This window comes from Colwellia sp. RE-S-Sl-9 (assembly GCF_048296855.1).
Taxonomy (GTDB): domain Bacteria; phylum Pseudomonadota; class Gammaproteobacteria; order Enterobacterales; family Alteromonadaceae; genus Pseudocolwellia.
On the sequence record NZ_CP182631.1, the window covers coordinates 1,558,482 to 1,572,123 of the forward strand.

General features: G+C 36.1%; 12 protein-coding genes. 7 read left to right on the top strand and 5 right to left on the bottom strand.

All coding sequences use genetic code 11. From position 1 onward, the window contains the following. Positions 1-67 precede the first annotated feature (67 nt). Positions 68-412, bottom strand: a complete 345-nt coding sequence (locus ACM9HF_RS06790) for a PBPRA1643 family SWIM/SEC-C metal-binding motif protein (RefSeq protein ID WP_473616208.1) — start codon at positions 410-412, stop codon at positions 68-70. 257 nt (positions 413-669) lie between these two features. On the opposite strand from ACM9HF_RS06790, the gene ACM9HF_RS06795 reads away from it, so the two are divergent. Continuing rightward, positions 670-1,593, top strand: coding sequence for a sensor domain-containing diguanylate cyclase (locus ACM9HF_RS06795; RefSeq protein WP_473616213.1), 924 nt, complete (start codon positions 670-672; stop codon positions 1,591-1,593). Between the two features lie 40 nt (positions 1,594-1,633). On the opposite strand, the gene ACM9HF_RS06800 is transcribed toward ACM9HF_RS06795, so the two are convergent. Together ACM9HF_RS06800 and ACM9HF_RS06805 are read right to left on the bottom strand one after the other, a co-directional pair. After that, a complete protein-coding gene (locus tag ACM9HF_RS06800; protein ID WP_473616218.1) occupies positions 1,634-1,909 on the bottom strand; it encodes a GNAT family N-acetyltransferase in 276 nt (91 codons plus the stop codon). 28 nt (positions 1,910-1,937) lie between these two features. Next, positions 1,938-2,927, bottom strand: a complete 990-nt coding sequence (locus tag ACM9HF_RS06805) for a GGDEF domain-containing protein (protein ID WP_473616223.1) — start codon at positions 2,925-2,927, stop codon at positions 1,938-1,940. A 559-nt stretch (positions 2,928-3,486) separates the two neighbouring features. Between ACM9HF_RS06805 and ACM9HF_RS06810 the strand changes: the two genes are divergently transcribed. Next, positions 3,487-4,428, top strand: coding sequence for a DnaJ C-terminal domain-containing protein (locus tag ACM9HF_RS06810; RefSeq protein WP_473616227.1), 942 nt, complete (start codon positions 3,487-3,489; stop codon positions 4,426-4,428). Between the two features lie 88 nt (positions 4,429-4,516). Here ACM9HF_RS06810 and ACM9HF_RS06815 read toward each other — a convergent pair whose 3' ends face one another. Both ACM9HF_RS06815 and ACM9HF_RS06820 read right to left on the bottom strand, forming a co-directional pair. After that, positions 4,517-5,119 carry a DNA-J related domain-containing protein gene (locus ACM9HF_RS06815; RefSeq protein WP_473616231.1) on the bottom strand — a complete coding sequence of 201 codons (603 nt, stop codon included), beginning with the start codon at positions 5,117-5,119 and terminating at the stop codon, positions 4,517-4,519. 33 nt (positions 5,120-5,152) lie between these two features. Further along, complete coding sequence (locus ACM9HF_RS06820; RefSeq protein WP_473616234.1) at positions 5,153-5,932, bottom strand: Crp/Fnr family transcriptional regulator; 780 nt, start codon at positions 5,930-5,932, stop codon at positions 5,153-5,155. A 342-nt stretch (positions 5,933-6,274) separates the two neighbouring features. On the opposite strand from ACM9HF_RS06820, the gene dnaK reads away from it, so the two are divergent. The 5 genes from dnaK to ACM9HF_RS06845 all read left to right on the top strand — a co-directional run bounded on the left by dnaK (position 6,275) and on the right by ACM9HF_RS06845 (position 13,583). Then, a complete protein-coding gene (gene dnaK / locus ACM9HF_RS06825; RefSeq protein ID WP_473616239.1) occupies positions 6,275-8,179 on the top strand; it encodes a molecular chaperone DnaK in 1,905 nt (634 codons plus the stop codon). Between the two features lie 424 nt (positions 8,180-8,603). Next, on the top strand, positions 8,604-9,959 hold the full coding sequence (locus ACM9HF_RS06830; RefSeq protein ID WP_473616241.1) for a dicarboxylate/amino acid:cation symporter: 1,356 nt from the start codon (positions 8,604-8,606) through the stop codon (positions 9,957-9,959). A 77-nt stretch (positions 9,960-10,036) separates the two neighbouring features. Further along, a complete protein-coding gene (locus ACM9HF_RS06835; protein WP_473616246.1) occupies positions 10,037-10,924 on the top strand; it encodes an LOG family protein in 888 nt (295 codons plus the stop codon). Positions 10,925-10,936: 12 nt separating this feature from the next. Beyond that, positions 10,937-11,932 (top strand): 2-hydroxyacid dehydrogenase, encoded by a 996-nt coding sequence (locus ACM9HF_RS06840; RefSeq protein WP_473616250.1) that lies wholly within the window; start codon positions 10,937-10,939, stop codon positions 11,930-11,932. Between the two features lie 238 nt (positions 11,933-12,170). Further along, the gene (locus ACM9HF_RS06845; RefSeq protein WP_473616254.1) at positions 12,171-13,583 is read left to right on the top strand and encodes an RICIN domain-containing protein; all 1,413 of its coding nucleotides are present in this window, start codon (positions 12,171-12,173) and stop codon (positions 13,581-13,583) included. The last annotated feature ends 59 nt before the right edge of the window (positions 13,584-13,642 follow it).

Consider the following 13,642-nt stretch of genomic DNA (forward strand, 5'->3'; position numbering starts at 1 on the left):
CTATAGCGAAAAACGGGTGTGCTACTAAAATATAAACATTGTAACGCTAAAATTTAATGAGTAGGTATTAACCACAACACTTTTTATACTTTTTACCACTACCACACGAACAAGGATCGTTGCGACTAGGTGTTTTTTCAAAAATAGTCGTAGTGGGTTTATTCAGAATAGCGTTAAGTTCATTAATATTTTCATCAGCATCGCTGTTTAAAGCACTATCAACAGTAATATCTGCAAACAATTCGTTATCAATAACTAAAGTTGCTACTTCTAGTTTTCTTTCTTCACTGGCAACAACCAGTGTTAAAGGATTTTTTTCTGTGCCAAGTTTAACGGTACGCTTAGTGTTATAACCTGTTGTTACATGATTTTCTCTGGTATGGATACGCCCTTTGTAATACAGATCGTGCATATATGCTCCGCTAATAAAAACCTTGAACTGAGCGCGGCAGTATAACGGAATACGATAAATAGTCACTGGATAATAAAAGGAATTGATATTTTTATACTGCTTTAGTAAATAACTGACTTATTTTTTATTTTTTCAGAGCACATTATAAAAAATAACCTACTATTTAAAGTAAGGTTATATATCAACTCCAATCTTCTGTATAATAAGCATTAAAAAGATATATTGGCGTAACATGAACAAAAACATGGACTTAATTAGTGTCAAAATTGACAAATAATAAAATTAAAAAAATATTAATCGAATCATTATTATTAACAAAAGATGGTGTAGGCCTTTTTGATCCCGACGATCGGCTTGTATTTTGTAATGAAGCTCTTGGTGAATTCTTTGGCTCATCTGCGAGCAAAGCACTCAATAAAACCTTTTCTGAGTTATGTTTAGGCTGTTTTAAAACAAAAAAAGGCGCCCACATAGAAACCGATAATTTTGAAACATGGATCAAAAAAGCATTAGCAAATAGAAGAAGCCGTAACTATAGAACCTTTGAAACAGATACAGTAGACGGGAAATACTTTATCGTTACTGAACAAATGGCCCAAGAAAATTTTTTATATTTATATATTACAGATATAACAGAAAAGAAAAAAAGCGAGCTTCAATTAAAACTTATGTCGCAAGAACTAGAAGAACTTGCAACAACTGATTATTTAACTGGTATACGAAACCGCCGCTACTTTTATCAAATGGCTCGAGCCGAATTTAATCGTAGTAAAAGAAAGTCTATTACCCTATCACTGCTTATTTTAGATCTTGATAAGTTTAAATCAATAAATGATAACTATGGACATAAAGCAGGCGATCTCATATTACAAACAGTTACACAAACTATAAGTAAATTATTGAGGGAATATGATATTTTTGCGCGTATAGGCGGTGAAGAGTTTGCTATTTTATTACCTTCAACAGATTTAAACTCAGCCTATATTATCGCAGAGCGAATCCGAAAGTCTGTAGAGTTAATAGAAGTTGTATTCGAAGATAAAACGTTAACCATAACTACGTCCATAGGCATGACTGAGAGTTCAGAACACATTACCTCTTTTGATCAGCTCGTACAAACAGCAGATAAATACTTAAATCAAGTTAAAAACCAAGGAAGAAACAAAGTATTATTTGGTTAGTCCTGCTTCTTCCCTCTTACATCGCATCTCCCTAAAAAACTTAAACAAAAAACTCACTTTTTTCAGGATACTTTTCTTGGTATTTAATAATGTAAGTACATTGCGCCACGGCTTTTTTATTATCTTTTTTAATCTGCTCAAGCACATCTTCTAACAATGTTTTTGCTAATCCCTTACCAGCTAACTCATCAGGTACAAAGGTATGGGTTAAGTGCATTTCGCCGTTTTGATCATCATAAATAATATAGGCGATATAACCATCAATATGGTATTCATATTTACATTCTTTAGCATTATGTATCAGTGTGTAAGGCATAAATTTTAAACTCTTTAATTAAGTGGCTTTAGGAGGTTTGTGTTTTAAATGCACATTTTTCAGCGTACATACTTTTATCTGCCTGATGAATAAAATCATCTGGTGATAAATAAGCTTCAGGCCCAGTTTGAGCATAACCTATACTCATGGTTAATTGATCTAATTCATTATGTACGTTTTCTAATAACCTCTGCCCGTAGCTATTTTTTGCTTGTTCTAAAGTACAATTTGGAAAAACAATACAAAACTCATCTCCACCATATCTAAAAGAATGATCTTCAGCGCGAGTAATACTCTTTATAGTATTAGCCACGCTTAAGAGTATTTCATTACCTTTTTGATGGCCCTGAGTATCATTTATTTTCTTAAAATCATTAAGGTCTATATAAGCGATAGTAACTGATTCACCACGACGTTCAGCACTATACAAAACAGAAACAAGAATCTCATTTAAATTTCTTACATTTAACAACCCTGTTAGTGGATCTTTTGTTACTTGCTCTTTTAACCGAGCAATAACCGCTTCACTTTTAGATTCGTACACATAAACCATCGACCAAATAGCTATTACACAAAGTCCAAAATTCCCCATAACAATCCAATGTATATCTGAGTTCATTTGAAATACTAAACGCCCAAGAACCCCTAAACCAACAAATACACTTATTGTTGTTAATATGGTTCCTACTTTACGTCCTAAAAGTAAATAAGAAATGATAGGGAAAATAAAAAGCCAAGCAAATAAACCACTTCGATAATTAGAGAAATAAATTCCATATAAAACAAGAGAATAAAAAGTACATAAATAGATAAAAGACCAACGTTCCAAATGTTTTGTTGTTGATACAATACTCAGAATATAGAGCCAAAAAAGCGCTATAACCCCTTCCATAATAGCGAAAGAGTGCCACCCGCTTATCCAGTTTTTTATCGCAAAAAATGTTGCAGAAAAAATAGTGACTATCAACAGTATACGTAAAGCGAATCGCCTGTAATCATAGCTTTCTTGTTTAATCATTAAAATTTACCATCATAAAAATCAATTAAATATTTAATTGGTTACCTAAATAATCCTAATAAAAGTTCATTTAAAACGCAGCTTCCCATTATTTAAATATATTGATTAACATAAATACTATGTGGAGTGTAAATTTTTGAAAAATCATTGCTGGTAGTATCTAAATTCAGATGTTATATAACGACAACAAGCTAATGATGTTATTCATACATCTATAACGCTCACGGTATGGGCATTTACAACAATCCTTTAGTTGTACTGTTATTACTAGCATAGCTGATAAAATTGAATTTGTTTATTGAATATAAAAATATTTATTGTGAAAAATTAATATGTTGAACAATAGATAACGAGTCTAAAACCTAATTACGGAGATTTTTTTAAGTGTCACATAACTGACATTCATTATTTTTAATTGTTCTATAATACCATCACATTGGCTCATTTTTTCCACCTAGTTTGGACTAAATAGTTATACACACTGTTTTTAATCCGCTTATCTACAATTAAAACAAATCTGTAGTAGCTAACTTAGGTGTTATTTACGCAGGAGGTTATCGTGAATTATAAAGATTATTATAAAATTATGGACGTTTCTAAAACAGCGTCTCAAGATGAGATCAAAAAATCGTATCGCAAATTAGCACGAAAATTTCATCCTGATGTTAGTAAAGAAAAAGACGCAGAAAGTCGCTTTAAAGATATAAACGAAGCTTATGAAGTACTGCGCGATAAAGAAAAACGCGCCGCTTACGATCAACTTGGTAGCAACTGGAAATCAGGTCAATCAGGATTTACACCTCCACCTAATTGGAAAGATCAATTCAACCAAGGTAATACTAACGCAGGTGACCAAGGTGACTTCAGCGACTTTTTTGAATCACTCTTTGGAAGCGGTTTTGCTGGGAATCAGCGTGCTCCAAGAGGCCGAGGCTCGTATCAAAAGCAAGGTCAAGACAGCAATGCGAAAATCATGATAGATTTGCAAGACTCATACACAGGAGCCACACGAAGTTTTACTCTGCAAGATCAAGTTATTAATCAACACGGACAATCGCAACCTAAAGAGCGCACGTTAAAAATTAATATTCCAAAAGGGATAAAAGCAGGCCAAAAAATTCGCTTAAAAAGTCAAGGAGGGTCTGGCGTTGGCGGTGCAAACAACGGCGATTTATATATTGAAATAGGCTTTAACCCTACTCCATTATATGAAGTTGATGGAGCAAATATTACAACAGAAGTAAACATTAGCCCATGGCAGGCAGCCTTAGGTGACAAAGTTAAAGTACCTACACCAACAGGAGTTATCGACTTAAGCGTGCCTAAATTAAGCAACAGCGGTAGTAAAATGCGTTTAAAAGGTCGTGGATTACCGAGTAAAGTGCCAGGAGATTTTTTTGTAAAACTGAAAATTGTTCTACCAAAAAGTTTATCCACTGAAGAAGAAAAGCTGTATCAATCTTTAAAAGCGCTAACGGCTAATAATAAGGAAAAGGCATAAGCCAAAGAAAATATTTAGCTATTCCCATAACACTTCAAGCTCCAACTTATGTATCTTGAAGTGGCATGGGGATAAGATTTTCTAATCTTTACAAAAGCTTATCTAAAACCGTTTTAGCTTGGCGAATTTTACTAAAGGTTTCAGCACAACCGCCTTTATCTGGATGATGCTTTTGAGCGAGATGTAGGTACTGAGATTTAACCATTTTTGCATCGGCATTCGCCGGAAGATTTAACGTTTCAAGCGCCTCTTTCTTGTGGTCTTGTGCGATATGTTTTTGCCAAAATGATTTGAGCATGTCATTTATTTCGTCTTCTTGTGTTTCAAAATAATGCGTTGAATTTAAGTAATAACTTTCTAGGGGATCGATTGTTTCAAGTATTGTTGGTAACTCATTATTGCTTAGCCTAGGTTCATTTATCGCTGTTCTTTGTATTCGTACCGACTCAATCATAAGTTCAAAGGTTTGCTCGCAACGATATTGTTTTTTTAAATGATAAAGCCCGTGCATACAAAGAAAATGCGCACTAAATAAATCTTTAGTATTCGCCAATGAAAAACACTCAAAAGGTGCTACTTTATTATCCTGCAAATGCTTGATTATCTCATATTCATTGGTTAGTGGGGAACTATTCAAGAATTGATCTATTTCATCAAGTATTGGGGTTAAGTAAGGATTTAATGTCTGCATTTAAATAGCTCTGTTTAACATAAGTTTCAGCTATTAGTTTTTAAAAAATGAGTTAGTTGATAAAGGCGCATTAGGTAAAACCTCTGTGTACTTAGCTTCTTTTTCTAATGCTTCTAAATCTTTAATAATTAACTGATTACGTTTTTTATCAAGGGTGTCTTCTTGCTTCCAAAGTTGTAATTGTTTATTAATGACCTGCCGTACAGATCCCGTCATTCGCGCTAAGGTTTCATCGTTTAAACCATTCACTAAATGATGCTGATGCTCTTCTTCTTTCGCACCCGTATAAAACTTAATTTTATTAATATGTTCTAAAATAATTCGACTTAAACGTGTAGGAACATCGTGCAATATTAAATTGCTTGCCTGCTGTTCTTTTTCACGCATTTTTTTAGCTAAATAAGGCATAAACTGCTGGTTAAATTCAGGATATGTCCACAACCAATGGCGCATGGTTGCCAACTTAACCGACAGTAATTTAACCGTTGTTAAAGGTGAAATAATAACATCGTGTGGTTGGTCATCAAACAGCACCATTAAATCAAAACAATCGCCCGCATAAAGCATGTCTAACGAGGCTTCTCGACCGGTTTCAGCATTGCTTTGTTTAATTTCTAATTGCCCTTCAATCATCACAAAAAAGCGCTGAGTCAGTATATTTGAATTTATATATTCACCTTTATGCCATTCGTTCAGTTGAAATTCTTGTTGAAAATCTTCAATCAGCTTGGTAGGTAAATCAGCAAAAAGATTGGCTTGCTTTACTAAAACGGGGCTGGCTTTTTGTGGTAAATGATTAACATCTTTATTCATAGATAAAATGATTTGGGCCGTAACATAAGCGAGTGTTTTTATTCTACCTAGATGTTGATATATAGCAAAAACTAATAACCTAACTTAGGTAATTCACTTTAACGATTATCTCTTAATTCAATAAATTTCCATTATAAAAATAAAGTTTTATTAACTGTCACTTTTGTGACAGAAGCATTTCTCCAGCTCCCCTATTATAGCCTCACTAACCAAGCAACCTTGTATAAGCCATCAAAACAGTAGATTTATACAAGGTTGTTTATCGGGTCAAATTGCTGATTTGGACATTACCAAAAGCATAAGACTTTTTATTAAATACTTTCAAAGTAACAGGTGATTATTATGACTAAAACAATTGGTATTGACTTAGGTACAACAAACTCATGTGTAGCAGTTATGGAAGGCGGCAAAGCACGAATTATTGAAAATGCAGAAGGTAGCCGTACAACCCCTTCTATTGTTGCTTATGCAAACAACGAAACCTTAGCGGGCCAACCAGCCAAAAGACAAGCAGTAACAAACTCAAAAAACACCTTATTCGCTATTAAGCGATTAATTGGTCGTAAGTTTGATGATAAAGAAGTGCAAAAAGATATTAAATTAGCCCCTTATAAAATCATAAAAGCAGACAACGGCGATGCTTGGGTTGAAGTAAACGGCAAAGCGTTATCGCCACAAGAAGTATCAGCGCAAATTTTACGTAAACTGAAAAAAGATGCTGAAGCTTATTTAGGTGAAACAGTAACCGATGCCGTTATTACAGTACCCGCTTACTTTAACGACTCGCAACGCCAAGCAACGAAAGATGCAGGTAAAATTGCCGGCCTTAACGTAAAACGTATTATTAACGAACCAACCGCAGCAGCATTAGCTTACGGCGTTGATAAAAACAGTAAAGCCGACCAAAAAGTTGTCGTTTACGATTTAGGGGGCGGAACATTCGATGTATCGATTATTGAAATAGCCAATGTAGACGGTGAAAAACAATTTGAAGTATTAGCTACTAACGGCGATACCTTTTTAGGTGGTGAAGATTTTGACTTACGCCTGATTAATTACCTTGCAGATGAGTTTAAAAAAGAAAGCGGAATTGATGTGCACGAAGATTCTTTAGCTTTACAGCGTATTAAAGAAGCGGCTGAAAAAGCGAAAATTGAATTATCATCAGCTATGCAAACCGACGTAAATTTACCGTACATAACTGCAGATGCAAGTGGCCCTAAACATTTAAACGTAAAAGTTACACGTACTAAATTAGAGTCATTAGTAGAAGACTTAGTAAAAAGTACCATAGCGCCATGTGAGCAAGCGTTAAAAGATGCTGGTATAAGTAAAGGTGATATTAGCGAAGTTATTTTGGTAGGTGGTCAAACACGTATGCCAAAAGTACAAGAAGCCGTTAAAAACTTTTTTGGTAAAGAACCACGTAAAGATGTAAACCCAGACGAAGCCGTTGCCATAGGTGCAGCCATTCAAGCGGGAGTGTTATCTGGAACGGTTGGCGATGTGTTATTACTTGATGTAACACCACTATCGCTAGGTATTGAAACCTTAGGCGGTGTAATGACCAAGCTTATTGAAAAAAACACTACAATACCAACACGTGCTTCTGAAACCTTCTCTACAGCTGAAGACAACCAAGCCGCGGTAACCGTGCATGTATTGCAAGGCCAACGCGAAATGGCAAGCGATAATAAATCGTTAGGTCAATTTAACTTAACGGATATTAAACAAGGTCCGCGTGGTTCTGTACAAGTTGAAGTAACCTTTGATATTGATGCAGATGGTATTTTAAATGTATCGGCTAAAGACAAAGCTACAGGTAAGGAGCAAAGTATTAAAATTACCGCATCGAGTGGTTTAAGCGAAGATGAAATTAACAGCATGGTAGAAGATGCCGAAAAACACGCAGCTGAAGACAAACAAAAACGCGAGTTAGTTGAGCAACGCAACCAAGCAGATCAATTAATTCATACCGTACAAACCTCGATGACAAGTTTAGCTGAAGATCAGCAAACAGAGCTTAAAACATTAATTGAACAACTAAAAATGGCAGTTAATGGCAATGATAAAGCAGCAATTGAAATACGAAAAAATGCATTACAAGAGGCCTACAGTAAAATGCAAGCCGAGCAAGCACAGTCACAACAAGCTGAGCAACAAGGTAATACTACCAATAGTGCAGCAAACGACGGCGCCAAAAGTGAAGATGTGATAGATGCCGAATTTGAAGATATATACCCGTAACCATTCAAGATGCAGGTTTCAGTGGGAACAAAAAACAATTTAGGCAAGGCATTAAGTTTACGTCATGGTTATTCCCTTACTAAAGTTAATAACGCGGCATAAATTGTTTTTAGACCCATCGAAGAAGCGCTTGAGCAAAATCACTTCGTCGTTAATGCTTTTTATAAGGGAACGACCATTATTGCAAAGCATTGCCTTGAATTGATATCGCTCAAGCACTCTGAAATACGCATATTGATTGGTAACGGGTATAAGTAACGGTTAATCATTTAAATCTTAAATCTTAAAGCTTTAAATATTAACTAATATTGATTCATATCAGTATATATCCATGAATAAAGTGCCAAACTCTTAATCGAGCTTGGCACTTTTTTCTAATAGCTAATATCTATTGTTAAGCGTACTCAAACACACGGACTATAAAATGAATACTAAATTTTCGAACCCACTAAAAAATCTTTCAAATCAGTTTGAAAATATGGTTAGAGGACGCCTTTGGTTAAAAGTATTATTTGCACTCGCCCTTGGTGTAATTGCAGGTATTCTCTTAGGGCCAGATCTCGGTTTACTTTCAGCTGACACAGTAAAAAATATTACCTCATGGCTTGCCCTGCCTGGCCAAGTGTTTTTAGCTATCATTCAAATGATTGTTGTACCGCTTGTACTTGCTTCAATCGTGCTCGGCTTAGCAGCAAACAATAATCCCGACGCAATGAAGAAAAATGGCGTAATCGCAATTCTTTTCATTATGTTTTCAACCGCATTAGCTGCCATCATAGGTATTGCCTTAGCATTAAATATTCAACCGGGTAATTTTGTTGATGCCTCAGCGTTAATGGAAGCAGGAACTGACCAAGTTGCAAATGTAGCAGCCAAAGGCTTCCCGTCTATGGCAGACTTACCGAGTAAAGTTTCGGGTCTTATTCCTAAAAATCCTTTAGCTTCTATGGCCTCAGGCGAAATGCTACAAGTTATACTCTTTTCAGCTGTACTCGGTGCGGCTTTATTATCTATTCCTGCAAAGCAATCTAAACCCTTATTTGATCTACTTAGCGCACTTCAAGAAGTGAGTTTACGCATTGTATCTTGGGCGATGTTATTAGCGCCTTTAGCTGTTTTTGGTTTAATTACTCGCTTAGTTGCCAACCTTGGCGTAGAAGTTCTCGGCGGTATAGCCGTTTACGTATTAACCGTGCTAATAGGCTTATTACTGGTTGCCTGCTTTTACTTTATTGTGGCTAAAATAACCACTAAACAAAAATTCAGCCTATTTTTCGTTAACGTTAGAGAATTATTATTGCTTGCATTTTCAACCAGTAGTTCAGCCGCTGTTATGCCAATATCTCTAAAAGTTGCTGAAGAAAAGCTAAACATTAAACCCGAAATATCACGATTTTTAGTACCACTGGGCGCCACCATAAATATGACAGGTACAGCTATGTATCAAGGCGTTGCAACAGTATTTCTTGCACAAGTGTTTAATGTCGATCTTAGCTTGTCGAGCTACTTATTTATTATCACCATGTCGGTTGCCGCATCAATCGGTTCACCAGCTACTCCCGGCGCTGGCATCATTATTTTAAGTATGGTGTTAGAAGGTGTTGGTATTCCAGCAGCTGGTATCGCGATTATTCTGGGTGTAGACCGCATACTCGACATGTGCCGAACCTCTATCAACGTACTTGGCGATATTGTTGCCTGTACCACGGTGCAATATTTTTCTAAAGAAAACGTTATTGAAGATAAAAACATAGTAATTTCAGAGCAACCACTTAAATAATCTAATACACTGATTACAATTAGAGAGTTAAAAAAATAACCTCTGCCCTGAAGTTAATAACGAGATAACGTTTAAGTATGAACAATAAAGAAAACAACAATAGCGCAACACCAACACAACAGTTAGAAACACAAAGACAAGCCATTATGGATAGCGAATCTTATAGTTTAGCCTACACTGATAACGACTTTATTTTACGTGACGATTTAAAAGCGGTGCGTTTACAGCTTGAAATGCTAAAAGCCGATTTAATTCTAAAAGAAAACCAAATTGAATCAACCGTAGTGATTTTTGGTGGAGCACGAATACTTGAAGACCACAAAGCAAAGGCAGCTTTTGAAGAAGCCAGTAAAGCATTATCTGAAGATCCTGAATCAGCGATTAAACAGCAAAAAAGCAAACTTACCGAAAACGCAGTAAAGCACAGTTATTATTACAATGAAGCGCGAATATTAGGCCAAAAAATTACAGAACTCTCTTTGCAACACCAAGGTAAGCAATTCGTTGTGGTTACCGGTGGAGGCCCTGGTGCAATGGAAGCAGCAAACCGCGGAGCGGCTGATGTAGGCGGCAAGAGTATCGGATTAAATATAGTGCTGCCTTTTGAGCAAAAACCTAATCCCTACATTACGCCTGAGCTATGTTTTCAATTTGACCATTTTGCTTTACGTAAAATTCACTTTCTTAAACGAGCAAAAGGTTTAGTCGCCTTCCCCGGTGGTTTTGGAACCCTTGACGAATTATTTGAAGCACTAACCTTAATACAAACTAAAAAAATAAAACCAATCCCCATTGTATTAGTAGGAAAAGACTACTGGAGCAAATTGATAAATTTTGAGTTTTTAGTTGAGCAAGGCGCTATAGCAGAAGCCGATCTTAAAATATTTCATATTGTAGATACCGCAATAGAAGCGTATGAATATTTAGAACAGCACTGGCCCCAAAATAACAACAGTAAATTATAGGATTAAAATAGCATGAAAATATGTATGTATAGCAGCAAACCTTACGATGAAAAATTTTTCGGTTTGAATAACCCTAAAAATTTAGAAATATCATACTTTTCATCGCACCTAAACGAAAAAACAGCAAGCATGGCGCAAGGCTTTGATGTGGTTTGCTGCTTTGTAAACGACAATCTTAATGCTGAGGTTTTGGAACAATTAAAAAACCAAGGCGTTCAATTAATAGCTCTACGTTGTGCAGGCTTTAATAACGTAGACCTAAAAGCGGCTAAAGCACTTAACCTTCCAGTGTGTAGAGTTCCTGAATATTCCCCATACGCAGTCGCAGAACATGCTTGTGCTTTAGTACTTGATTTAAATCGTAATATACACCGAGCCCATAACAGAATACGCGAAAACGACTACTCCCTCGATGGCCTTTTAGGTTTCGACCTACATGGAAAAACCGTAGGCGTAATAGGAGCAGGAAAAATCGGACGTGCCTTTGTAAAAATAATGAAAGGTTTCGGCTGTAATGTACTAGTGTACGACCCATTTCTTAAAGAGCAAGATGTTAACGACAACTTCACTCAAGCCAGCTTACAAACCTTATTAACCCAATCCGATATTATATCGTTGCATTGCCCATTAACGACTGACACCCACCATTTGATCAACGCTCATGCAATAGCATCAATGAAACCCAATGTTATGCTCATTAATACCAGTCGAGGTGGATTAGTTGATACCGTTGCTATAATTAAAGCACTTAAATTGAAACAAATCGGTTATTTAGGTATTGATGTTTACGAAGAAGAAAGTGAAATTTTCTTTGAAGATTTATCAGATACCTTTATTCAAGACGACGTCTTCGCACGTTTACAAACATTTCCTAATGTTATTATTACTGGGCACCAAGCTTTTTTTACGAAAGAAGCTTTAAATAAAATAGCTGATACAACACTTACTAATGTCCAAAATTACTTTGCTGGAAACCTTGAAAGCGCGAATACAGTCAGTTTAGATTAATCCAATAACATCTTGTTACACCTAAGTCATTATAAAATATAGAAAAATCAAAATAACGATATAAAAACCAATATATATTGGAATATTTCAATATTAATACATATTCTTAATCCGTTTCGGAATAACTACCTTAACAGCAGTATCGCAATTCAAAATGTGCCAATTTGTTATGCAAGAAATAGCATCAAGGCAAATAGCACATAATCAACCACAAATATTCAAATAAGGCGTAGAAAAAATGGAAAAATCTCTAACACTTATAATGATACTTGGATCTTCTACATTAACTTCATATTCATTTGCTCAAGACCAATGTAACACAACAAACCAATGCGTCACTACCTATGGTAATCAAGCTACAGATTGCCGAGATAGTGCAAGTAGTAATAGCATTTGTATGTGTGGAACAGCAAGTTGTGATTCAATAGTTAGCCCTCCTCCCTTAAGTGAAGGGAGTGTATTTTTACGTAAGCGTAATGCCTCAAGCTTTGCCATAGATGGAGGTAATGGCGGTGCCAATAATCAAAATGTTTACATATGGTCAGCTAATACTGCAAACGTAAACCAAGCTTGGGTAGAAATCGATCGCGGTAACGGCTTTTTCAGCTATCAAAAACAAGACACAAATTACTGTTTAGATGGAGGCGATGGCGGTAGTAATGGACAAAACGTTAGACTATGGACCTGCTCCGATACTAATCAAAGTCAACACTGGAACAAAGTAAATATCTCTGCTAATAATTATCGACTAGAAAAACGTAATGCGTCAGGATATTCAATTGATGGGGGTAACGGTGGAGCCAACGGCCAAAATCTCTATTTGTGGTCAAGTAACAATACCAATCAAAATCAACATTGGACATTTAGCGATGTGAACTCAGATGGAAGCAGCGACATACTTGGGCGCTTTGATAAGAGTAAAGACTTATTGCTCTGTAACTACGATGGTAAACCAGATGAAGATGATCTACATTCTGTTGCTGGTTTAGCTACAATGCTAAGTGATGCACGTTTTTCAGGAGTACAAATTCATTGTACCGCTGGGGCATACGGGATCCAAGGTGGCACCTTTTTAGAAGAAAACAATTTGTTTAATTTAGCTTTTGGTGATCGATGGGCAAGCGCCCACAACAACTACAACAATGCCGTAGATCAAGCTTATAATAAAGTTGCTACTACGTTAAATGCAGGTGGCGATATTTGGGTTGCCGAAGCTGGACAATCTGACTTTACTGCGGATGTTGTACGTAAAGTAAAATCAGAAATGCCTAGTATTAATACCAACAACCGCATTCATGTAGTTCAGCATAGTGATTGGAATGAAGATCAAACGACTCCAGCCGATTTAACTTATACCAAAAATAATACTGATTACAATAAAATTGCAGATGGAAACTCCCAAGGTAATGGTACACCTGGTTTAGCAAGTACTGACGGAGGAGAGTGGACACGAGCAACAAGCGATACACAGGTTGGCCCAGTATGGACAGAAGCCAGAGCAGCGGCACTGCGCTGGATGGGTATTAATTGGGATAACGAAAAAATTAAAAGTGGAGGTATGGACTTTTCAGACACTGTTGAACCTATGTGGATCTTCGGATTTGAAGCACAAACAGGTGGTATTACAGGCTTCTTTGATGCCTACCTATAGCTCTATAAACATCTAATGAGTAAGTATTAAAAAGGAATACCTAATGTATTCCTTTTTAA